The 21,292-nt window shown below is 51.5% G+C and carries 20 protein-coding genes; 8 read left to right on the top strand and 12 right to left on the bottom strand.

All coding sequences use genetic code 11. The features are described 5' to 3' along the window. Window positions 1–11: 11 nt before the first annotated feature. The 6 genes from rpoC to rpsJ all read left to right on the top strand — a co-directional run bounded on the left by rpoC (window position 12) and on the right by rpsJ (window position 8,246). Window positions 12–4,328, top strand: coding sequence for a DNA-directed RNA polymerase subunit beta' (gene rpoC / locus BUB30_RS11575; RefSeq protein WP_073133794.1), 4,317 nt, complete (start codon window positions 12–14; stop codon window positions 4,326–4,328). A 68-nt stretch (window positions 4,329–4,396) separates the two neighbouring features. Then, the gene (locus tag BUB30_RS11570; protein WP_073133792.1) at window positions 4,397–4,723 is read left to right on the top strand and encodes a DUF3467 domain-containing protein; all 327 of its coding nucleotides are present in this window, start codon (window positions 4,397–4,399) and stop codon (window positions 4,721–4,723) included. A gap of 144 nt (window positions 4,724–4,867) precedes the next feature. Further along, window positions 4,868–5,287: a 30S ribosomal protein S12 gene (gene rpsL / locus BUB30_RS11565; protein WP_073133791.1), complete on the top strand. Its 420-nt coding sequence runs from the start codon at window positions 4,868–4,870 to the stop codon at window positions 5,285–5,287. A 12-nt stretch (window positions 5,288–5,299) separates the two neighbouring features. After that, complete coding sequence (gene rpsG / locus BUB30_RS11560; RefSeq protein WP_073133789.1) at window positions 5,300–5,767, top strand: 30S ribosomal protein S7; 468 nt, start codon at window positions 5,300–5,302, stop codon at window positions 5,765–5,767. A gap of 13 nt (window positions 5,768–5,780) precedes the next feature. After that, window positions 5,781–7,898 carry an elongation factor G gene (fusA, locus tag BUB30_RS11555; protein ID WP_073133787.1) on the top strand — a complete coding sequence of 706 codons (2,118 nt, stop codon included), beginning with the start codon at window positions 5,781–5,783 and terminating at the stop codon, window positions 7,896–7,898. A gap of 42 nt (window positions 7,899–7,940) precedes the next feature. Next, a complete protein-coding gene (gene rpsJ, locus BUB30_RS11550; RefSeq protein ID WP_025538266.1) occupies window positions 7,941–8,246 on the top strand; it encodes a 30S ribosomal protein S10 in 306 nt (101 codons plus the stop codon). A 52-nt stretch (window positions 8,247–8,298) separates the two neighbouring features. Here the strand turns inward: rpsJ and BUB30_RS11545 are convergent, their stop codons facing one another. From BUB30_RS11545 to BUB30_RS11520, 6 genes are all read right to left on the bottom strand, one after another. After that, window positions 8,299–8,913 (bottom strand): nucleotidyltransferase family protein, encoded by a 615-nt coding sequence (locus tag BUB30_RS11545; protein ID WP_073133785.1) that lies wholly within the window; start codon window positions 8,911–8,913, stop codon window positions 8,299–8,301. Window positions 8,914–8,944: 31 nt separating this feature from the next. Beyond that, window positions 8,945–11,065 carry an outer membrane protein assembly factor BamB family protein gene (locus tag BUB30_RS11540; RefSeq protein ID WP_073133783.1) on the bottom strand — a complete coding sequence of 707 codons (2,121 nt, stop codon included), beginning with the start codon at window positions 11,063–11,065 and terminating at the stop codon, window positions 8,945–8,947. Between the two features lie 331 nt (window positions 11,066–11,396). Next, window positions 11,397–12,593, bottom strand: coding sequence for an XdhC family protein (locus BUB30_RS11535; protein ID WP_073133781.1), 1,197 nt, complete (start codon window positions 12,591–12,593; stop codon window positions 11,397–11,399). A 76-nt stretch (window positions 12,594–12,669) separates the two neighbouring features. Then, window positions 12,670–13,101 (bottom strand): c-type cytochrome, encoded by a 432-nt coding sequence (locus BUB30_RS11530; RefSeq protein ID WP_073133780.1) that lies wholly within the window; start codon window positions 13,099–13,101, stop codon window positions 12,670–12,672. A 71-nt stretch (window positions 13,102–13,172) separates the two neighbouring features. After that, window positions 13,173–15,332, bottom strand: coding sequence for a molybdopterin cofactor-binding domain-containing protein (locus tag BUB30_RS11525; protein WP_073133778.1), 2,160 nt, complete (start codon window positions 15,330–15,332; stop codon window positions 13,173–13,175). 16 nt (window positions 15,333–15,348) lie between these two features. Continuing rightward, window positions 15,349–15,828: a (2Fe-2S)-binding protein gene (locus BUB30_RS11520; RefSeq protein ID WP_073133776.1), complete on the bottom strand. Its 480-nt coding sequence runs from the start codon at window positions 15,826–15,828 to the stop codon at window positions 15,349–15,351. Window positions 15,829–16,149: 321 nt separating this feature from the next. Between BUB30_RS11520 and BUB30_RS11515 the strand changes: the two genes are divergently transcribed. Beyond that, window positions 16,150–16,584, top strand: coding sequence for a DUF2141 domain-containing protein (locus tag BUB30_RS11515; protein ID WP_084138034.1), 435 nt, complete (start codon window positions 16,150–16,152; stop codon window positions 16,582–16,584). Here the strand turns inward: BUB30_RS11515 and BUB30_RS11510 are convergent. The 5 genes from BUB30_RS11510 to BUB30_RS11490 are packed head-to-tail and all read right to left on the bottom strand — an operon-like array spanning window position 16,581 to window position 19,582. Further along, window positions 16,581–17,066 (bottom strand): DinB family protein, encoded by a 486-nt coding sequence (locus BUB30_RS11510; protein WP_073133775.1) that lies wholly within the window; start codon window positions 17,064–17,066, stop codon window positions 16,581–16,583. The two genes, BUB30_RS11515 and BUB30_RS11510, sit on opposite strands and share 4 nt — an antisense overlap. Then, window positions 17,063–17,566, bottom strand: a complete 504-nt coding sequence (locus BUB30_RS11505) for a c-type cytochrome (protein ID WP_084138033.1) — start codon at window positions 17,564–17,566, stop codon at window positions 17,063–17,065. Before BUB30_RS11505 ends, BUB30_RS11510 begins: the two co-directional genes overlap by 4 nt. Next, window positions 17,553–18,203, bottom strand: coding sequence for an SCO family protein (locus BUB30_RS11500; protein ID WP_073133773.1), 651 nt, complete (start codon window positions 18,201–18,203; stop codon window positions 17,553–17,555). Before BUB30_RS11500 ends, BUB30_RS11505 begins: the two co-directional genes overlap by 14 nt. Next, complete coding sequence (locus BUB30_RS11495) at window positions 18,196–18,732, bottom strand: CopD family protein (RefSeq protein ID WP_073133771.1); 537 nt, start codon at window positions 18,730–18,732, stop codon at window positions 18,196–18,198. The genes BUB30_RS11500 and BUB30_RS11495 overlap by 8 nt, the downstream gene beginning before the upstream one ends. Window positions 18,733–18,784: 52 nt before the next feature. Next, complete coding sequence (locus tag BUB30_RS11490) at window positions 18,785–19,582, bottom strand: MOSC domain-containing protein (protein ID WP_073133769.1); 798 nt, start codon at window positions 19,580–19,582, stop codon at window positions 18,785–18,787. 130 nt (window positions 19,583–19,712) lie between these two features. Between BUB30_RS11490 and BUB30_RS11485 the strand changes: the two genes are divergently transcribed. Further along, a complete protein-coding gene (locus BUB30_RS11485) occupies window positions 19,713–20,390 on the top strand; it encodes a Crp/Fnr family transcriptional regulator (protein WP_073133767.1) in 678 nt (225 codons plus the stop codon). 53 nt (window positions 20,391–20,443) lie between these two features. Here BUB30_RS11485 and BUB30_RS11480 read toward each other — a convergent pair whose 3' ends face one another. After that, window positions 20,444–21,247: a DJ-1/PfpI family protein gene (locus BUB30_RS11480; protein WP_178377079.1), complete on the bottom strand. Its 804-nt coding sequence runs from the start codon at window positions 21,245–21,247 to the stop codon at window positions 20,444–20,446. Window positions 21,248–21,292 lie beyond the last annotated feature (45 nt).

Below are 21,292 nucleotides of genomic sequence, written 5' to 3'. Positions count from 1 at the left end.
AACCACAGCTTATGTCTTTCAGAAAAAATAAAAAGATCAACAGCGACTTCTCAAAGATCACCATCAGCTTGGCTTCTCCTGAATCGATTCTGGAAAGCTCGCATGGTGAAGTAACGCAACCCGAAACCATCAACTACAGAACCTACAAACCCGAAATGGGCGGTTTGTTCTGCGAGCGGATCTTCGGTCCCGTGAAGGATTGGGAGTGTCATTGCGGTAAGTATAAAAGAATTCGTTACAAGGGTATCATCTGCGATCGCTGCGGTGTTGAAGTAACCGAGAAGAAGGTACGTCGCGAGCGCATGGGCCACATCGAGCTGGTGGTGCCTGTAGCACACATCTGGTATTTCCGTTCCTTGCCCAACAAGATCGGCTACCTGCTGGGTCTTGCCACCAAGAAACTGGATCAGATCATCTACTACGAACGGTACGTGGTGATCCAACCCGGTATGAAAGAAGAAGATGGCGTGAAGAGACTCGACTTCCTCACCGAAGAAGAATACCTCGACATCATCGACAAACTTCCCCGCGAAAACCAATTGCTGGACGACAACGACCCGAAGAAATTCATCGCCAAAATGGGTGCTGATGCTTTGGAAATGTTGTTGAGTAGAACACAACTCGATACGCTTTCTTATGACCTGCGTCACCAGGCCGCTACCGATACGTCACAACAACGTAAGGCAGAAGCTTTGAAGCGTTTGAAGGTTGTAGAAGCTTTCCGTGATGCCCGCACACGCATCGAGAACAAACCCGAATGGATGGTGATCAAGATGGTTCCTGTAATTCCCCCGGAATTGCGTCCCCTTGTTCCCCTGGATGGCGGCCGTTTCGCTACATCGGATTTGAACGATCTGTATCGTCGCGTGATCATCCGCAACAACCGTCTCAAGAGACTTATCGATATCAAAGCTCCTGAAGTGATTCTCCGCAACGAGAAACGCATGCTCCAGGAAGCCGTAGACTCATTGTTCGACAACTCGCGTAAAGTGAACGCCGTGCGTTCCGATGGAAACCGCGCCCTCAAATCGTTGAGCGATATGCTCAAAGGTAAACAAGGCCGCTTCCGTCAAAACTTGCTCGGTAAGCGTGTCGACTACTCCGGTCGTTCGGTTATCGTGGTAGGTCCTGAATTGAAATTGCACGAATGCGGTCTGCCCAAAGATATGGCGGCCGAATTGTTCAAGCCGTTCATCATCCGCAAGCTCATCGAAAGAGGTATTGTGAAGACGGTGAAGTCGGCCAAGAAAATTGTTGACCGCAAGGATCCTGTGATCTGGGATATTTTGGAAAACGTATTGAAAGGACACCCCGTTCTTTTGAACCGCGCTCCTACGCTCCACAGATTGGGTATCCAGGCTTTCCAACCGAAACTGATCGAAGGAAAAGCTATCCAGTTGCACCCCCTCGTATGTACGGCCTTCAACGCCGACTTCGACGGTGACCAGATGGCGGTTCACGTTCCCCTGGGACAGGAGGCGATCCTGGAAGCGTCTATGCTGATGCTTTCTTCGCACAACATCCTGAACCCTGCGAACGGCGCCCCGATCACGGTACCTTCCCAAGACATGGTGTTGGGTCTCTACTACCTCACAAAAGGCAGAAAGAGCACGCCCGACAACCTGATCAAAGGCGAAGGCAAGTCCTACTATTCCGCAGAAGAAATCATCGTGGCATTCAACGAAGGCAAGCTGTCTAAGCACGCCAACGTGAAAGTGCGCGCGAAAGTAAGAGATAAGAAAACCGGCGAGCTGAGCACGAAGATGATCGAGACCGTTGCAGGTCGCGTGATCTTCAACCAGTATGTGCCGGAAGAAGTAGGCTTCGTAGACGAATTGCTCACGAAGAAGAAACTTCAAACCATCATCGCCGACGTGTTCAAGGCTGCGGGTCAATCCAAAGCTGCGAAGTTCCTCGATGATATTAAAGAACTCGGTTTCCAGATGGCCTACAAAGGCGGTCTTTCCATGGGCTTGAACGACGTGAAAGTTCCGGACGAAAAACCCAAACTGGTAGCCAACGCACAGGAAGAAGTAGACAGCGTGTGGAACAACTACATGATGGGTCTTATCACGGACAACGAGCGTTACAACCAGGTGATCGACATCTGGACCCGTACCAACACGTTGCTCACCAACACGCTGATGAAGCAGTTGGAAGAAGACCAGCAAGGGTTCAACTCCATCTACATGATGATGCACTCCGGTGCCCGCGGTTCGCGCGAACAGATCCGTCAGTTGGGCGGTATGCGCGGTCTGATGGCCAAGCCTCAGAAAAACCTCGCCGGCTCTGTGGGATCGATCATCGAAAACCCGATCCTCTCCAACTTCAAAGAAGGACTGGACGTGTTGGAGTACTTCATCTCCACCCACGGTGCGCGTAAAGGTCTTGCCGATACCGCTTTGAAAACGGCCGATGCCGGATACCTGACCCGTCGTTTGGTCGACGTAGCACAGGATCTTGTGATCACCGAAGAAGATTGCGGCACGTTGCGCGGTTTGAAAGTAACAGCACTGAAAGACAACGAAGATATCGTAGAGCCTTTGTCGGAAAGAATCGTAGGACGTACCACAGTACACTCCATCTACGATCCGCTGTCCGATGAAATGATCTGCGACGCTAACCAAGAGATCACCGACGAGCTGGCAAAAGTTATTGAAGATGCCGGCATCGAAGAAGTGGAGATCCGTTCTTTGCTCACGTGTGAGTCGAGAATTGGCGGATGCGCGAAATGCTATGGCCGTAACCTGGCTACTGGCAAGATGGTGCAGTCCGGCGAAGCGGTGGGGGTTATTGCAGCCCAATCCATCGGTGAGCCTGGTACACAGCTTACCCTCCGTACGTTCCACGTAGGGGGTACTGCATCCAACATCGCGGTAGAAGCCAACATCAAAGCGAAGTTCGCTGGTGTGCTTGAATTCGAAGGTATCCGCGTGATCGAAACCACCGACCGTGATGACAAACCTGTGAAGGTTGTGATGGGTCGTACCGGTGAGATCCGTATCCTGGATAAAGAAAAGAACAGAGTGCTCATCACCAACCACGTTCCTTACGGCGCCTTCCTGAAAGTGGAAGATGGCCAGAAGGTAGAGAAAGGCGACGAGTTCTGCTTCTGGGATCCTTACAACGCTGTGATCCTTTCCGAGTTCGACGGTACTATCGAGTACGAGTCGATCATCGAAGGTATCACCTACAAGGAAGAATCCGATGAACAAACCGGTCACCGCGAAAAGGTTATTACCGACACGCGTGATAAGACCAAGAACCCGGCTATCGTGGTGAAAGGTAAAACCGACACCAAAGGCTATAACATTCCTGTAGGCGCCCACTTAGCGGTGGATGCTGGCGAGAAGATCAAAGCCGGTCAGGTATTGGCCAAGATCCCTCGTACGATGGGTAAATCAAGGGATATTACAGGGGGTCTGCCCCGCGTAACGGAATTGTTCGAAGCGCGTAACCCTTCTAACCCGGCTGTCGTGAGCGAGATCGACGGCGTGGTGACATACGGTGGTATCAAACGCGGTAACCGCGAGATCTTCATCGAGTCGCGCGACGGTGTTCAGAAACGCTACCTGGTGCCGCTGTCCAAGCACATCCTGGTACAGGACAACGACTTTGTGAAAGCAGGTCAACCGTTGTCCGACGGTTCCATCACACCTTCCGATATCCTTTCGATCAAAGGCCCTACGGCGGTGCAAGAGTACCTGGTGAACGAGATCCAGGAAGTATACCGTCTGCAAGGTGTGAAGATCAACGACAAGCACATCGAGGCTATCGTAAGCCAGATGATGCAGAAAGTGGAGATCATCGATCCGGGAGATACGAGCTTCCTCACGAACGAATACGTAGACAAGCTGCAATTCCGTGAAGACAACGACACGGTGTTGGATAAAAAGGTGGTTATCGACGCAGGCGATTCTCCGAACCTGAAAGCCGGGCAGATCATTACGTCCCGCGAATTCAGAGACGAGAACTCCGTGCTCCGCAGAAAGGATCAGAAACTGGTTGAGGTTCGCGACGCGATGCCGGCCGTTTCCAGACCTACGCTGCAAGGTATCACCCAGGCCTCGTTGAAGACGGAAAGCTGGCTGTCGGCCGCATCCTTCCAGGAAACGACCAAGGTGCTTAGCGAAGCCGCCATCCGCGGAAAAACCGACTGGTTGATGGGCTTGAAGGAGAACGTGATCGTAGGTCACCTGATCCCTGCCGGTACCGGTCAGCGCAAGTACAATGACATCATCGTGACCCATAAGGACGAGTATGATGCCATGCAAGCCTCCGCATCGCGCGAAAAGAGCCGCGACCGCGAGAAAGAACTACAGGATTAATGTAGACATACCATAAATCGGGTTGATGCCGTAAAAAAGCATCAACCCTTTTTTTATCCCTCTTTATTATGTCCGACGACAAGAACAAACAGCAACAACAGGCCCAGATCAACATCGAGCTGACAGAGGAAATCGCCGAGGGCGTTTATTCCAATTTGGCCATGATCGCCCATTCCAACAGCGAATTTGTCATCGATTTTATCCGGTTGATGCCGGGAGTGGCCAAAGCGAAGGTAAAATCGCGTATTGTCATCACCCCGGAACACGCCAAACGCTTCCTTTTCGCCTTGAAAGACAATATTGAGAAGTACGAGGCGAGCTTTGGCTCCATCAAGCGAACCGACGATATGCCGAAGTTCCCGATGAATTTTGGGGGTACCGTTGGGGAGGCATAACAGAAAAATAACGCCAAAAGGCTTAAAATCAGGGTTTTTAAAGCGGGGAGGCTGCAAAATTCTTGGAAAAAGGTTTTGTATCCTTTGTTTCTTATGATACCTTTGCAGTCCTAATTTTTGAGAGGTTTATAAAGTAAAATATAAATGCCTACCATTCAGCAACTTGTAAGAAAGGGAAGAAAGAAATTGACGTTCAAGTCAAAGTCGCCTGCCCTGGATTCCTGCCCTCAGCGCAGGGGCGTTTGTACACGTGTGTACACAACAACGCCTAAAAAACCTAACTCTGCTATGCGCAAAGTAGCCCGCGTACGTCTCACCAATGGAAAAGAGGTGAACGCGTATATCCCTGGTGAAGGCCATAACCTGCAGGAACACTCCATCGTGCTGATCCGCGGTGGTCGGGTGAAAGACCTTCCCGGCGTTCGTTACCACATCATCCGTGGTGCGCTCGATACCGCCGGTGTGAATGGCCGTAAACAAAGCCGCTCGAAATACGGTGCCAAGAGACCTAAACCGGGAGCAGCAGCTGCAGCCCCTGCAAAAGGCGGTGCCAAGAAAAAATAATCTTTAGAAGCGATGAGAAAGTCAAAACCTAAGAAAAGATACCTGTTGCCCGATCCTAAATTCCAGGATACGCTGGTGACCAAGTTTGTGAACTACCTGATGGAACAGGGCAAAAAGAGCGTGGCCTACACCATTTTCTACGACGCCGTTGAGCAAGTAGAAAAGAAGACCAACGAAAGTGGTCTTGAAGTGTGGAAACGCGCTATGAGCAACCTGACTCCCGCCGTTGAAGTAAAGAGCCGCCGCGTTGGGGGTGCTACTTTCCAGGTGCCGGTAGAAATCAGACCTGAGCGTAAGATCAACCTCAGCATCAAATGGCTTATCGACTACGCCCGTCTGCGCGGCGAAAAGACCATGATGGACAAGTTGGCTGCCGAGATCATCGCAGCTTCCAAAGGTGAAGGCGCTGCCATCAAAAAGAAAGACGATACCCATCGCATGGCGGAAGCCAACAAGGCTTTTTCACATTTTAGATTTTAATTAACAGATATACATGGCTAGGGATTTAAGATTCACCAGAAACATTGGTATCGCTGCGCACATTGATGCTGGTAAAACCACCACCACTGAGCGTATCCTGTACTATTCCGGGGTGAACCACAAGATCGGTGAGGTGCACGATGGTGCCGCCACGATGGACTGGATGGCGCAAGAGCAAGAAAGAGGTATCACCATCACTTCTGCAGCCACAACCGTATACTGGAAATACAGAAGCAACGACTACCACGTAAACATCATCGATACCCCCGGGCACGTTGACTTTACGGTAGAAGTGAACCGCTCCCTTCGCGTATTGGATGGTCTCGTGTTCTTGTTCAGCGCCGTTGACGGTGTTGAGCCTCAATCCGAAACCAACTGGCGCCTGGCCGACAACTACAAAGTTGCCCGTATCGGTTTCGTAAACAAAATGGACCGTGCAGGTTCCGACTTCCTCGGCGTTTGCAAGCAAGTAAAGGAAAAGCTCGGCAGCAAAGCTGTAGCCCTCCAGTTGCCCATCGGTTCTGAAGAAAACTTCCGCGGTGTGGTTGACTTGGTGAACAACCGCGGTATCATCTGGAATGAAGAAGACAAAGGCATGACCTACAAGGTTGTTCCCATTCCTGACGACATGGTGGAAGAAGCTGCCGAATACCGCGAGAAATTGCTGGAATCCGTAGCGGAATACGATGAGAGCCTCATGGAGAAATTCTTCGAGGATCCCAACTCCATCACTGAAACAGAAATTTTGACTGCGTTGCGTAAAGCAACCATCGATATGGCCATCGTTCCCATGGTGTGCGGTTCTTCGTTCAAGAACAAAGGCGTACAAACCATGTTGGACTATGTGATGGAACTCCTTCCTTCACCGATGGACAAAGACACGATCGTAGGTATCAACCCCGATACCAACGAAGAAGTGGCTATCAAGCCCGACGAAAAAGGACCTTTCGTTGCCCTGGCATTTAAAATTGCAACCGATCCGTTCGTAGGCCGTCTGTGCTTTATCCGCGCATACTCCGGCGTATTGGAATCCGGTTCTTATATCTACAACACCCGCTCCGAAGCAAAAGAACGTATCTCCCGCGTATTCCAGATGCACGCCAACAAGCAGAACCAGATCGAAAGACTGTCTGCCGGTGACATCGGTGCCGTGGTAGGTTTCAAAGACATCAAGACCGGCGATACGCTTTGTGATGAAAAGAACAAGGTGGTGATGGAATCCATGGTGTTCCCTGAGCCTGTGATCGGTTACGCTATCGAGCCGAAGAAACAAGCCGACGTGGACAAACTGGGTATGGCCATTGCCAAGCTGGTGGAAGAAGATCCTACGTTGCGCGTAAATACAGATCAGGAAACGGGTCAGACCATCCTGAGAGGTATGGGCGAGTTGCACTTGGAAATTATCATCGACCGTCTGAAACGCGAATTCAAAGTAGAGATCAACCAGGGTGCTCCCCAGGTGGCCTACAAAGAAGCGCTTACCAAGTCGGTTGAGCATAAGGAAGTATACAAGAAGCAGACCGGTGGTCGCGGTAAGTTTGCCGATATTCTTTTTGAACTCGGACCCCGCGGCGAACTGCAGGAAGGCGACAAGGAAGGATTGGAGTTTGTGAACGACATCGTAGGTGGTGTTATTCCTCGCGAATTCATCCCCGCCATCCAGAAAGGCTTCGAGCAGTCGATGGTGAACGGTCCTTTGGCCGGCTACCAGATCGACAACATGAAAGTAAGATTGTTCCATGGCTCTTACCATGACGTTGACTCCGACTCATTGTCGTTCGAATTGGCGGCACGCATTGGCTTTAAAGAAGCCGCTAAGAAATGCGCTCCCCAGTTGCTGGAACCGATCATGAGTGTGGAAGTGCTCTCGCCGGACGAGTTCACAGGTTCTGTAACCGGTGACTTGAACCGCAGAAGAGGCGTTATGAAGGGCATGGATACCCGCTCGGGTGCCCAGGTGATCAAGGCCGATGTGCCGCTGGCCGAACTGTTCGGTTATGTAACGGACTTGAGAACCATTACTTCAGGACGTGCTTCAGCTTCTTTGACGTTCTCTCACTATGCCCCGGTTCCGAAGAACTTGGCTGAGAAAGTAATTGAAGATGTAAAAGGCGCAGCCTTAGCAAAATAATTTAACGTAAAGGATTTAGACGATTTCCTTAACCACTATAGTATGAACCAGAAAATCAGAATAAAATTGAAGTCCTACGACCACAACCTGGTCGACAAGTCTTCCGAGAAGATTGTTAGGGCTGTAAAAGCTACAGGTGCTGTAGTGAGTGGACCCATTCCGTTGCCCACTGAAAAAGAGAAGTTCACCGTGCTTCGCTCGCCCCACGTAAACAAAAAGGCGCGTGAGCAATTCCAACTCTGCACGTACAAGCGTCTGGTTGATATCTATTCCAACAGTGCGAAGACTGTTGATGCCCTGATGAAGCTTGAGCTTCCCAGCGGTGTTGATGTAGAGATCAAAGTATAGTTATATCCCACTGTGTGGGTTGAAAGCCATTCCTTTTGAAGGGATGGCTTTTTTATTTTTGATTGAGATAATTTTGATAGTCCTCCATCGTGTCGAGGTCCAATTCTCCTTTGGGAAAATCCACGGTGGATACTTGTTCAGGAAAAAGCTGAAACATTTTTTTTGCTCCTTGGTCATCCCCAAGGGCATTGAGGGAGGGGAAGAGTGATTTTTTAAATAACGCAGGCACGCCCGGCGATCCGGCGTAATGAGAGGCGACAATAGGTTTTTCTGACTTCCCAATGAGGTTTAACAGATGCTGGGTGGTCAATGCCGGTTGGTCGCAAACCATGAAGAGCACAGCGGTCACGTTAGGGTGGTGGGCTTCTACGTGCCGAAGCCCTGCTTTTAACGAGCTCCCCATACCCGTTTCCCATTGCTCGTTCACGACAATACTCACGGGCATCGACTGAATACTTTCGCGATGTTGTTTCGCGTAAGCACCCAATACCACCGTGACCGCGGCTGGCCCGGCACGTAAGGCAACCGTAATGGCATGGAGAAGCACAGTGGTATCATGCAACCGGAGTAACTGTTTGGATTGACCCATGCGTGAAGAAGAACCCGCGGCCAATATAACAATGGCAACATGAGAGTTGTCCGCCGCTTGGTTCTCCTCTTTAGTCATGGTAGCAGTTTACTTTCATTATTATTTTAGATCACTTAGGAAGCGCGAACGCCACAAAACTGTCGCCGGATTTTGTTCCCATCTTTCCACCCCCACAAGCGATCACTACGTATTGTTTTCCATCGACTTCGTATACCGATGGCGTTGCATATCCGCCGGAAGGCAATTTGTATTCCCAAAGAATTTTGCCGGTAGCCTTGTCGAACGCGCGAAACATTTCATCGCGGCTGGCAGCAACAAAAACGAGACCGCCGGCGGTAGTGGCCGTGCCGCCATAATTTTCGGTTCCCGTCGGGGGCACACCTTTTTCTTTTAGCTCTTTAAACTCGCCGAGGGGTACCTGCCATTTTATTTCCCCGGCGTTCAGGTCGATGGCACTGAGCGTTCCCCAAGGAGGCTCCACAGCCGGGTAGCCTTCGGGTGTGATGAAACGATTGTAGCCTGTGTTCGAGTAGAGAATGTCGGGATGACGTTCGAAGATGCCTTTCTTTTCATCTTCGGTGCGTTCCTCCAAGTTCAGGACATAGCGGGCAATGGCGTCGCGTTCTTTTTCAGTGAGGTGTGTGAAGGCTGGCATCACCCCTTTTCCTTTCAGGATAAATTGTTTGAGCGACTCTTTGTTAAACTTTTCATTGGCCTTGAGGAGGGAAGGAAATACGTGCCCATCGCCGGCGCGTTCTATGCCGTGGCAGGTGGCACAATGCGTGCGATAGAGGGAGATGCCGATCCATGCGTTTTCCTTCATGCGCACGTCCACCATCTGCAGGATCCAGGGCATTTCGTTTGCGTTCACATAAAGCAGGCCTGTTTCAGGATCGTAGGAACCACCACCCCATTCAGCGCCCCCGTCAAACCCGGGGAAGATAACGGTGCCCTCTTTGCTGGGAGGAATAAAATTTTTGCCGGTGCGCAGGCCTTTGAATTTTTCTTTTACCCAGCTTTCGATCTCCGGTGTCATCTTGTTGATCATGTCCTCTGTGAAGGCCTGGCGTGCGAACGGTGCGGGCTTCGTAGGGATGGGTTGCGTGGGCCAGGCTTCCTCGCCTTCGAGATCGGAGGGAGGGAAGGGTGTTTCCACTACCGGGAACAAGGGCTCGCCGCTGTCGCGATCCAGCAGGTAAACAAAGCCGCTTTTGGTGAGTTGGGCCACGGCGTCTTTCTTCTTGCCCTCGTGCGTGACGGTGACCAGCATGGGAGGTGCGGGCAGATCGCGATCCCACATGTCGTGGTGGATCACCTGGTAGTGCCACTTGCGTTCGCCGGTCTCTGCGTTCAGGGCCAGCACACAGTTGGCGTAGAGATTTTGTCCTTTGCGATTTCCGCCATAAAAATCAAAGGAAGGTGAACCGGTGCCGGCATAGACCAGTCCGCGTTGATGGTCCACGGTCATGCCCGACCAGGCATTCACGCCGCCAATGGTTTTGTAGGCATCCTTGGGCCATGTTTCATAGCCGGGTTCTCCGGGTTGAGGGATGGTGTGAAAGACCCACGCCAGCTTTCCTGTCTTCACATCAAAAGCGCGGAGATAGCCCGGCGCGGCGATGGGACCTTCGTGGACCCGCGAGCCCATAATGATCAGATTTTTATAGATCACGCCCGGGGTATTGGACAACACCATGAGCGTGGCAGCCCGTTCACCCAGCCCTTCTTTCAAACTAACTTTTCCGCCGGTGCCAAAGCTTTCAATTTTCTTCCCGGTCTTTGCGTTGATGGCATACAAGTTTTCGCCAAAGGAATAGAGGATGCGCTTGTCTTCGCCTTCCTCCCAGTAGGTCACCCCCCGATTCACGCCAAGGCCTGCATTCTCTTCACCGGGATCGAATCGCCACAATTCTTTACCGGTAGCCGCGTTCACAGCAAAGGCTTTCAATTGGGCTGACGTGGCGTAGAACACGCCGTCCACGATAATCGGATTGCATTGGAGTTGGGTCCGGTTGTTCACCGTGTCCGCATCATAGGTGCGATAGGTCCAGGCCACCTGGAGGTTGGATACATTTTCTTTGTTGATGGTTTGCAATGCGGAATATTGGATGCCATCCGCTGTGCCGCCTTTGATGCGCCAAGAGGTATAAGCGGAGGCTGTCGGTTCTTCCTTTTTCGTGGTGCAACTCGCCACGAAAACGAGCAGCACTAAGGACAGGATATATTTCATACGGTTGGTTTGGTCTGGTGGTATAGTAAATATGGAAAGTTATGCCCCGAAAATGAATAGCCAAGTATGCCTGGACCTACTATGCGGTTAAGAAATACTTATGATTCTACTTCTTAGGAAGAGTCCCCGCAAAACTTTTTCTCACTTACTTTTTACATGTTTTAAGGCCGCCTTTACAAAACCTTTGCCGATGGTTGTATACAGCGTTTCTTCTTTCGTAAAAGCGTGGTTGCAGGGAAGATAGGATTTCCGGGAGAGGAATCAAAAGCCTGAAGGGAGGATCCGTCTGACGATGGGTTGTGTGGCAGCTACGCGGAGGCCAGGGCCGCGACTACGGGCGGGTGGCTGTTTTTTTTGCGTCGTCGGGAGTATTGAGGTAGACTTGTTTGAAGACCTGGTCACTGGCCGCATCGCGGTGATGAATGGGACCTTGGCGATACTTTAAGAACCCACCGGAACGATTGGTGAACTTGCCTTGAATTTCGGCGACGATGGAAACAGCAATCTCATCCGGAGCTTCCGCGCCGATGTCGAGGCCTATGGGAGAATGGATGCGATGAAAGTCTTCCGGCGTCAAGGTCAGTCCCTCTTTTTCAAATTCTACCAGCATCTTATCAAAACGTTTTCGCGGACCGAGGATGCCGATGTAGGGCGTTTCGGTGCGAAGCAATTTCCGGAGCACGTCGCGATCGTAGGTATAGTTATGCGACATGAGCACACACGCCGTGTAGGGCGTGATCACAAAATCGCGATCGACAAAATCACGTTGACAGAGCGACAGCTTGTCGGCATTGGGAAAGAACAACGGCGCGATATGCGCGACACACTCGTCTGTTACCGTCACCTCCCAACCCAGCGATTTGGCAAGTTGCGTCACCGGCCGTGCATCGAAACCACCTCCAAAGAGGATCAGTGACGTAGAAGGCTGGATAAGCTCCGTAAATACTTCCACGGCCTTTCCCTGCACATCGAAGGTCATGGCCTGTGATTTCTTTGATTCAAAAAGCTTCTGAAGGTGCGGGGTGACGACAGCTTCCAGGGCGCCATCGAAAAAATTATGCAGCTTACGCCCATCATCCGAAAGCAAAAGTTTTTTCCCGACAAGGGTAGCATCCTCTGCAGCGAAGATCGTAGCCAACGTCACGGGTACCTGCAGCGCTACAATCTGTTCATAAAACCCTACGGGATTTTTCTCATCCGCCGGATCGACCGGCTCGATCAACACATCAATGATGCCATTGCATCCTAAACCAATACCCAGATTTTGATTGCTCTCCTCACTGGTATCATACGTCACCGTCAAAGGAATTCTATCCGTCATCACCTGCCGTGCCTTCCGCAACGCATCCCCCTCCAAACACCCGCCACTGATCGACCCAACCCAACGCCCATCATCCGTAATGAGCATACGCGCCCCCGGACTCCGGTACGACGACCCGCGCACCTTCACCACAGTAGCCAACGCAGCCCTCCGCTCCACGAAGTCTACTTTCTTACACGCATCCAATATGGCCCTAAACTCTTTCATTTATATTAACTTATATTGTGCGCCCCCACCGCCCTTGTTGGTGTTCTTCACCAACAAGACCAGCTTCCACTCACTTTCAATACGGCGTATACTCCGCCGACTTCGTCCCCAACCCCGCCGCAATCTCACTCGGCTGAACCGCCACATGCTTATTCCCCCAGGAATTCCGCACATAATTGATCACGTCCGAAGCCTGCTCATCCGTCAACTCAAATCCCACCATTTCACTATCATAGTCCTTACCGTTCACCTTGATCGGTCCACGCATCCCCTTCAAAACAATCTTGATCAGCCGGTCGCGATTTGCCAGAAAGTTCGATTTGGCCAAAGGAGGATAAACCCCTTCCATGCCTTCGCCTTGCTCCATGTGACAATTCATACATTGTGCTGTATAAATTTCTTTTCCACGCGCAATGCTGGCCTTCAAATCAAACGATGGTTTCATCCGGAAAGAAAAAAAGGACGCGATGACCAAGCCAAACGAGAAAACTAAAACGACGTTCTTCATCAATTATAAAAGTTTTGTGGATCCTCTATCAAAATAACGGCCACACTTTTGATGGGCCGTTAGGTTTGCAATTATACTTCTTCCAGGTTGAACGGCAACTTCCGGATGCGTTTGCCGGTCAAATCGAATATGGCATTGGTCAATGCGGCTGACAATGGCGGCAATCCAGGCTCGCCAACGCCCCCTGCCTTTTCTTCGTTGTCGACCACATGCACTTCAATTTCCGGGGTGTCGGTGATGCGGGGCATTTTGTAGGTATTGAAATTTTGCTCTACGGCCTTGCCATCATTGAAGTGCGTGGCATGCACGGTGGCGGCGCCAATGGCCATCACGATGCTGCCTTCTACCTGTGCGCGAATGATGTCGGGATTCACATACCATCCACAGTCCATCACGGCCCAAACTTTGTCTACCTTCACTTTGCCATCGGCTTTCTTGGAGACTTTCACCACTTCGCCCACGATGCTCGAAAAACATTCAGTGATGGACACGCCATAGCCTTCGTTCTTTTTCCTGTTTTTCCATCCCGACACTTCTTCCAACCGGTTGATGAGCGTTTGATAGCGCTCTTCGCCCAGGTGTTGACGTCGAAAATCGAGTGGATCCTTTCCGGCTTGAACGGCCAGCTCGTCCATAAAACTTTCAAAGGCAAATCCATTGGTCGACGCATATACGGAGCGCCACCACATCACGGGGATGGGCACATCCAAGGGCAGGTCGGAGAAGCTGTAGTGCGGGATACTTTCAAAATAAGGTTCCAAAAATCCTTCGGTGGTGCTGCCGTTGTAAGAATCCTTTTGTGCGCCAGGCCACTGATGGTCCATGTTCTGGCCGGCAAGCTTGGCCTTATAGGCCGAAATGCGTCCGTCCTTGAGACCGCCACTGCACTGATACACCATGCCCGGGCGGAACGGTCCTTGAGTCGTGTCGTCCTCGCGCGTCCACACCACTTGCACGGGTGCGTTCACAGCTTTAGAGATGACGGCCGCTTCATGGGGATAGTCCATAAAGGCCTTTCTTCCAAAGCCACCACCGAGGAACGTCATGTTCACAATGATCTTTTCTTTTGGCAGGTCCATCAACGGGCTCAAAAGATCCTGCACCCAATCGGGGCCTTGAATGGGTCCCCATATTTCCAGCTTGTCGCCTTGGTAATGGGCCGTGCAATTCACGGGCTCCATGCAGCTGTGCGACTCGTAGGGAGTTTCGTAAGTGGCTTCAAGCTTTTTATCCGCTTTCTCCAACGCGGCGGCGAAGTTGCCCTTTGTACGGAACGACAATCCGTCTTTTGTTTTCAGGTCGTCGTTCATGCGGGCGTAGAGTTGTTCTGTGCTGAAGTGTTCAAAGCCCGAGTCGTCCCATTCCACCTTCAGTACTTTTCTGCCTTGCATGGCCGACCAGATGGAGTCTGCCACCACAGCCACGCCTTCGCGGAAGGTGTTGAAGACGCTCATCTTCACCGGGATCACGTGCTTCACGCCGGGCACCTTTTTGGTCTCGGTGTCGTCAAACCCTTTCAGCTTTCCCTGGAAGCGCGGGTTGCGTTCCACCACGGCATAGAGCATGCCGGGAAGTTTTTTGTCCATACCGAACGTAGCCGTACCGTTAACTTTGAGCGGCGTATCCTGGCGCGGAATAGGTTTGCGAAGGACTTTATAGTCTTTCGGATCTTTCAAGGGCACTGATGTGGGCGGCGTGAGCTTGGAGGCATCGGCCACCAACTCGCCGTAATTGAATTTCTTTCCCGAGGGTTTGTGAATGACATGACCATTTTCGGCATAGCACTCCGATGCCGGGACGTTCCATTTTTTGGCGGCGGCCTCGATCAGCATTTCGCGGGCGGTGGCGCTGAGGTGCAACAACTTCTTATAGGTGCCGCGCACCGTGGAGCTTCCACCGGTGATCTGGCTGCCGTATTTGGCATTGTTTCCTTGAGCGAAGACAATCCGTACATCATTGAGATCTACTTCCAATTCCTCGGCAATGATCTGTGGCACCGACTGGAATGAACCTTGGCCCATTTCTGCGCGGTGGTTGGTGATGGTCACTTTACCATTGGTGTCGATCGAGATCCAGGCGTTGAGGTCGATGCCGAGATTATCGGCGGTTTCGGATTTCATGACCTCGGCCGCTTTGGCGCCGGTCGGAAAATAAAAGCCGATCGTAAGGGCTGCGCCGGTAAGGCTCGACAGCTTGATGAAATTTCTGCGGGTTAGATTTTTTGTTTCCATGGTGTGGTGGATTTATTTATTTCGCAGAAGCTTTTTGATTCATGATCTGGGAGGCCGTTTTGATGGCCTTGCGAATCCGTGGATAGGTGCCGCAACGGCAGATGTGGCCTTGCATGGCCGTGTCGATATCCTTATCGGTAGGGTTAGGGGTCTTTTTCAGCAGGGCGGTGGCCGCCATGATCTGTCCCGACTGGCAATAGCCGCATTGGGGCACCTGCTCTTTGATCCAGGCCTGCTGCACTGGGTGGGTGTTGTCGGCGGAGAGTCCTTCGATGGTGGTGAGATCTTTGCCGGCCGCAACGGACACGGGAATGGAACAGGAGCGCACAGGCTGGCCTCCCATGTGCACAGTGCAGGCGCCGCATTGCGCGATGCCACAGCCGTACTTGGTGCCGGTAAGCCCTGCAAGGTCGCGTATGGCCCACAGCAGGGGCATCTTCGGATCGGCCTCTACGGTGTAGGTCTTGCTGTTGATTTTCAAGGTGTAGGATGCCATAATAAGGTTGGGTTGGAGAAAGAAAGTTACAAAGAACATTGCATAAGTGCTTATCCAGAGGGCATAGACAAAGACAAGAAATTCCGCCAGATGAGGGATTTTGAATATCAGAGGTTTTTTGTGTCCTACGGATGGCCCAAACAGCATGATAAAAAACAAGGTTTTGGATGGACGAATGCGGATTAGCACAGTAATTGCAAAAGAATACCCGCCCTTCCGGGAAGGTTTTTCCCCAGGCGGGCAATGGGAAACGACAATTCGGTAACGGTAATTTGAACGGCTTCCGGAAAGCAGACAGTTTAGAAGAAAAATTAAAGACGCATGAAAAACAAATTGTACTCCATCCTGCTGCTGGCCGCCCTGGCGATCGGCAGCCACAACACTTTGGCACAAGGCTCAAACCTGCAGGTGGTGGTAAAGAATATCAAAAACGCTAAAGGTGACATCCGGGTGGGATTATTCAACAGCGAAGAGAACTTCCTCAAAACCCCCATGGATGGTAAGATCGTTTCGGCCGCGGAGGGGTCGGTTACCGTGGTGTTTTCAAACGTAATGCCCGGCGACTATGCCATCAGCGTGGTGCACGACGCCAACAAGAATGGAAAGCTGGATTACACGAGTTTGGGTATTCCCAAGGAGGGCGTAGCCTTTGGCAACAATGCCCTGGGTTCATTCGGCCCGCCGGCCTTCGATAAAGCCAAAGTGAACCTGAACGGCCAGGACCTCACCTGCACCCTGGAAATGAAATATTATTAGAAGCGGATCAAATCCGTATCCACCGGCGTATAGCCCAGGTGGCGGCTCATGGAAAGCACCTGGCCTTTGTGGTGAAATTCATGGGTGGCCACGTGCGTGAAGATGGCCAGGGCGGTGGTGACAATCTCTTTCTGACGGCTTTGGATAGGGATGGTCAGTGTGTCATTCCAACGCCCGTCGAATGCCGTGAAGAACCCGTCCATCAATTTGTCCACCTGCCGGTAGAGCGGCGGAACGTCCAGCATGGTGACTACGTCGTCGGCTTTAAAGAAGGCCTGCTTTTCCTGCAGCGCGTTGTGCCCAATCCAATATTGGTAGACATTGGCGACATGCACCAGCAAATGCCGGATGCTGCCATGACCAAAGCTCGGGATCTGGTGCAGAAAATCTTCGTTTGATAAATCCTCACAGTAGTTGAACAACACGGCCCGTGCGCTGACGGCGAGTGCGTATTGATGGCGAAGGGTGTCGGTGGTATTCATTGGGAAGCGGTGTCACACGAAGTTAACACTTTCGACACGTGTTGTACTTCGACGATGCCTTCCCGGCGATTCCAGGTGTTGTAAAGATACGTAGCGATCTCGGCGATCTCGATGTCGGTGAGGGCTGGGATGGGTTGCATCAGTTTGTCAAAGCTGATGCCGTTCACGATCAGGGGCCCGCTTTTTCCATTGCGGATGAGGCAGATGACGGCGTCTTTGTTTTTATCTACGTAATCCGAAGTGGCCACGGGAGGATAGAGGCGGGCGAGTCCGGCGCCATTTTTTTGATGGCAGTTGCTGCAGTATCGCAAGTAGAGTTCTTCGCCGTGGACGTAGTATTGTTGGAATTTTGGCGAGCCTTCGGGAAGCGTTTTTGAGGTGTCGGTTTTTGAGGGCGTGCAGGAGAGGAGGAGTGCTGTTTGCACCGCAAAGGCGCAAAGACGCAAAGCGTTTTTCTTTGCGCCTTTGCGTCTCTGCGGTTCGACCTTATTTTGTGCCATATTCCTTTTCCAGGCGCGCAATGTCGGCCATCAAACGGTTTACATCGTCTTCTTTTGTTCCGTCATATTTTCCGCGGATGCGACGTTCTTTGTCGATCAGCAGGAAGGCGCCATTGTGGATGAAGCCGTCCACTTCGCCTTTGTCTTCCATGGCGGTGGCGAAGTAGCTGGTCTGCGCGATCTTGTAAATGTCTTCCTGTTTACCGGTAACGAAATGCCAGATGTCACTTTTCACACCCAGGCGATCGGCGTAGTCGTGCAGCAATCCGACTGTGTCGTATTTCGGATCGATGGTGTGGGACAGCAATCGTACCTGCGGATCATGTTGAATGGAATCGTACACGCGCAGCATCTGCGTTTTCATGATGGGGCAAATGGTGCGGCACGAGGTAAAGAAAAAATCGGCTACATAGATCTTGTCTTTGAAGGTGTCGTTGGTCACGGTGGCGCTGTCCTGATCCACAAATTTGAAATTGGCGATGGTGTGGTAGACGGTGTCCTTGCCTTCCACTTCACGTTCGCCAAAAATGGGGAGCGGTGGTTGCTCCTTTTTTGCACACGAAGCCAACAACACAAAGCCTGTCAGCAGGGCAAAGCCGGCCGCCAGCCACGGCGATGAAAAAGTTCTGTTATTCATTTTTTCTATATTTTTTATAAAGTCGTATCCCCAAAGTAATGGCGATGATCACCGCCAACAGTCCAGCCAATCCCCACACCATACTCAGCGCGCTTTTCAGCACGATGATAAAGACGATGGCGATGAGAAACAACGTGGACACTTCATTCCAAAAACGCAGCTGTTGTGATGTGTATTTTACAACGCCGCGCTGCAATTGCTTGAACAAATAGTGCAATGAAAAATGGTAGCCGTAGAGCAAAACAACCAGGGTGAGCTTCACGTGCATATAACCCTGTTGCAAAAAGGAAGGCTGGTTGATCAGCAACGATGTCCCCATGATCAGCGTGACAATCGCCGACGGCCACGTAATGGCGAACCAAAGGCGTGAGGCCATCATGTTCAATTGCTTCAAAAGAATGGTGCGCTCCGGTTCGGGTTTGGTGTGGCTTTCAATGATGTAAACAAACAGTCGGGGCATATAGAACAATCCGGCAAACCACGTAACAATAAAGATGATGTGAACGGCTTTGAGATACAGGAATGTCATTGGGCAAAAGTCACCAGTAGGCGCACGGCGATCAATAGTTTGTTGGTTTTTTTTATTGGAGGGTAATGGCCTCACCAACGGTAACGATGGCAGGGTCTACGGTAAGCACGTTTTGGCCAAACAGGATCTTGTTCTCACTGCGGCGGTAGGTGGCCAGCGTGCGTGTGGGCTCCTGACCTTTTTCGGCGGTGTCCTGGTCGATGGTCGGCAGCGCGCAACGGGCACAGGGCTTCGCTCCGATAAAGCGGGTGGTGCCCACGGTAAAGTCGCGCCAGGTGTCCTCTTCATAGGGTTCGCCGCCCGTAAAAACAAGGTTGGGGCGGAACCGGTTCATGGGCAGGGGCACCTGCATTCGCTGGTTTAGGTCGTCCAGTGAGCGCTGCCCGATGATGAGCAGGGGATAGGCATCGGCCAGGCTTACGTGGTTGCCCTCCGGGCTATACTTGGGGTCTACCTGCCGGGGATTCTCTTCCGGGAAATATACCAGCCGGCACGGCATGCCCATGTGCTGAGAAAACCAGGCACTGGCTTCTGTGTTCACTTCAAAGGCCGTCACCGTGTCATCCCAAATCGTCACGGTAAGCGGATGGGGATCGAAGGTGGGGACCAGGCGCAACGGTAACGTGTGTTCCTTGAACCGAACCGTGAGGTGCGTGTCGTCGATCGACGTCTTGAAGAGGGCCATGATCGGGTGTACGCGTTGCGTGAGAAATACCCCCGCCTCGTCTACGAGCATCCAGCGACGGTCGTATTGCAGACCCTTTTTCATAACGCGTGCCTGTGTCAGTGAGATACCCCCTAACGATTTGATGGGGTAGATCCAGATTTCGCTCAGCGTCAGACGGCTCATGAACTTTTCCGTTTATTTTTGTGCTAACTTAAATAACTTATCGGTGAATTATTGCCTAGCACACCGATAATTGAGCTATTTACGTGAATGCTGCAGAAAGGTTGATCTCAACACAACAGAAGACGTCCCCATGACAAACTCGTCCGCGCTTTGGTATTTTGAAAGCACCAATCTATACAACATTCTATGCCCCCATAAGGTGAAGCGGATGGCCGACAACCATGAATTCGTCACCTATAAGCGCTCGCAATTCATTTACATGCCCGACGATTCGGCCACGCACATCTACATGATCGTAAAGGGTCGCGTAAAGATCGGCCACTACCTGGACTCGGGAGAAGAGGTGATCAGCGCCATCCTGACCAACGGCGAGATCTTTGGCGAGCTGGCCCTGGCCGGAGAGGACAAACGCAAGGACTTTGCGCAGGCGTCGGACGAGACGGTGATCTGCCCCCTCACTATCAACGACCTTCAGGCGCTCATGTACGAGAATCGCGAACTCAGCTTTAAGATCCTGAAGCTCATCGGCCTCCGCATCATGAAATTAGAGCGCAAACTCGAACTGCTGGTCTTCAAAGATGCCCGCACGCGCATCGTGGAATTTCTGAAAGATACCGCCGCCTGGAAGGGCAAAAAAGTCGGGTACGAAACGCTCATCCCAACCCAACTGACCCACAAGGATATTGCCTGCTTAACGGGCACGTCGCGCCAAACGGTGACGACGATCTTGAATGATCTCAAGGAAAGCAACCTGATCAACTTTGATAGAAAACGGATTTTAATCCGCGATCTGGAAAGTTTGAAATAAGCGATAGCAATAGTTCACGCAAGGCCTTGCGTGAACTTTGCTGAAGTGGATTGTTATTTTTTCGCGTCGGAAAGCACCAACCCTTCTTTCGGTATCCATTTGTCGTACTCCATGTACTGCGCCGCCGCTTTCGCCGCCGCCTCACCTTTCAGTTTGGCGACCAAATGAAGGGCGCCATCAATGCCGGCGGATATGCCTGCCGTTGTGATCAAATTGCCGTTGTCAACAAAACGAACATCCGACAACACTTTCGCCTTTGGAAAAGACTTCTGGAGTCCTTCAATGCTGAGATGGAACGTGGTGGCCGTTTTATTATCCAAAAGCCCGGCCTTGCCAAAGGCAAATGCACCCGTGCATACAGAGAAGAAATAAGAGGTCGCTTTCTCGCGCGACTTGATCCAGGCAACCACCGGCTCATCAAATCCTTGTGATGCATTGCCACCAAACGTTGCCAGTATATCAGCAGGCGGCGCATCCTGTATGCTGTAGTCGGGGATGATCTTTAAGATGCCTTGTGAAACGATGGGGTCTTTTGTTTTCGAAACAGTGAACACATGAAAGCCTGCATAGGAAAACACTTCCATGGGTCCGGCAAAGTCGAGCACCTCCACGCCATCTTGCAAATAGAAACAAACCGTCATCGGCTTTTGAGACACCTCTGCCTTGCGGTCGGCAAAGGTTTGCTGAACCAGGGCCATGCCACAGTGCGAGCAAGTGCCGGGTTTGTCAAACACGAGCTTGTCGCAGTCGCTGTTGCAAAGCGGGCAGAAATAGGCCATGTCTTTGGGGTTGGTTTTGGTTTGGGCACCGGCGCTAAGCGCAAGGCAAGCAAAAAGGAACAAGAGGAGTGTTTTCATAGCGGTCATTTGAATGTATCAAAAATAGTCAGGACACCTGCCCAG

It is taken from the genome of Chryseolinea serpens, assembly GCF_900129725.1.
Lineage (GTDB): Bacteria > Bacteroidota > Bacteroidia > Cytophagales > Cyclobacteriaceae > Chryseolinea > Chryseolinea serpens.
This window is presented reverse-complemented; position numbering and strand designations above follow the sequence as displayed.

Excerpts from the sequence above, each read along its gene's own strand:
- BUB30_RS11480 (WP_178377079.1), bottom strand. The coding sequence starts at position 21,247 with ATGAAAACACTCCTCTTGTTCCTTTTTGCTTGCCTTGCGCTTAGCGCC.
- rpoC (WP_073133794.1), top strand. The coding sequence starts at position 12 with ATGTCTTTCAGAAAAAATAAAAAGATCAACAGCGACTTCTCAAAGATC.
- BUB30_RS11530 (WP_073133780.1), bottom strand. The coding sequence starts at position 13,101 with ATGAAGAACGTCGTTTTAGTTTTCTCGTTTGGCTTGGTCATCGCGTCC.
- BUB30_RS11570 (WP_073133792.1), top strand. The coding sequence starts at position 4,397 with ATGTCCGACGACAAGAACAAACAGCAACAACAGGCCCAGATCAACATC.
- BUB30_RS11515 (WP_084138034.1), top strand. The coding sequence starts at position 16,150 with ATGAAAAACAAATTGTACTCCATCCTGCTGCTGGCCGCCCTGGCGATC.
- rpsG (WP_073133789.1), top strand. The coding sequence starts at position 5,300 with ATGAGAAAGTCAAAACCTAAGAAAAGATACCTGTTGCCCGATCCTAAA.
- BUB30_RS11505 (WP_084138033.1), bottom strand. The coding sequence starts at position 17,566 with ATGGCACAAAATAAGGTCGAACCGCAGAGACGCAAAGGCGCAAAGAAA.
- BUB30_RS11535 (WP_073133781.1), bottom strand. The coding sequence starts at position 12,593 with ATGAAAGAGTTTAGGGCCATATTGGATGCGTGTAAGAAAGTAGACTTC.
- BUB30_RS11490 (WP_073133769.1), bottom strand. The coding sequence starts at position 19,582 with ATGAGCCGTCTGACGCTGAGCGAAATCTGGATCTACCCCATCAAATCG.
- BUB30_RS11510 (WP_073133775.1), bottom strand. The coding sequence starts at position 17,066 with ATGAATACCACCGACACCCTTCGCCATCAATACGCACTCGCCGTCAGC.
- rpsL (WP_073133791.1), top strand. The coding sequence starts at position 4,868 with ATGCCTACCATTCAGCAACTTGTAAGAAAGGGAAGAAAGAAATTGACG.
- BUB30_RS11525 (WP_073133778.1), bottom strand. The coding sequence starts at position 15,332 with ATGGAAACAAAAAATCTAACCCGCAGAAATTTCATCAAGCTGTCGAGC.
- rpsJ (WP_025538266.1), top strand. The coding sequence starts at position 7,941 with ATGAACCAGAAAATCAGAATAAAATTGAAGTCCTACGACCACAACCTG.
- BUB30_RS11500 (WP_073133773.1), bottom strand. The coding sequence starts at position 18,203 with ATGAATAACAGAACTTTTTCATCGCCGTGGCTGGCGGCCGGCTTTGCC.
- BUB30_RS11520 (WP_073133776.1), bottom strand. The coding sequence starts at position 15,828 with ATGGCATCCTACACCTTGAAAATCAACAGCAAGACCTACACCGTAGAG.
- BUB30_RS11495 (WP_073133771.1), bottom strand. The coding sequence starts at position 18,732 with ATGACATTCCTGTATCTCAAAGCCGTTCACATCATCTTTATTGTTACG.
- fusA (WP_073133787.1), top strand. The coding sequence starts at position 5,781 with ATGGCTAGGGATTTAAGATTCACCAGAAACATTGGTATCGCTGCGCAC.
- BUB30_RS11545 (WP_073133785.1), bottom strand. The coding sequence starts at position 8,913 with ATGACTAAAGAGGAGAACCAAGCGGCGGACAACTCTCATGTTGCCATT.
- BUB30_RS11485 (WP_073133767.1), top strand. The coding sequence starts at position 19,713 with ATGACAAACTCGTCCGCGCTTTGGTATTTTGAAAGCACCAATCTATAC.
- BUB30_RS11540 (WP_073133783.1), bottom strand. The coding sequence starts at position 11,065 with ATGAAATATATCCTGTCCTTAGTGCTGCTCGTTTTCGTGGCGAGTTGC.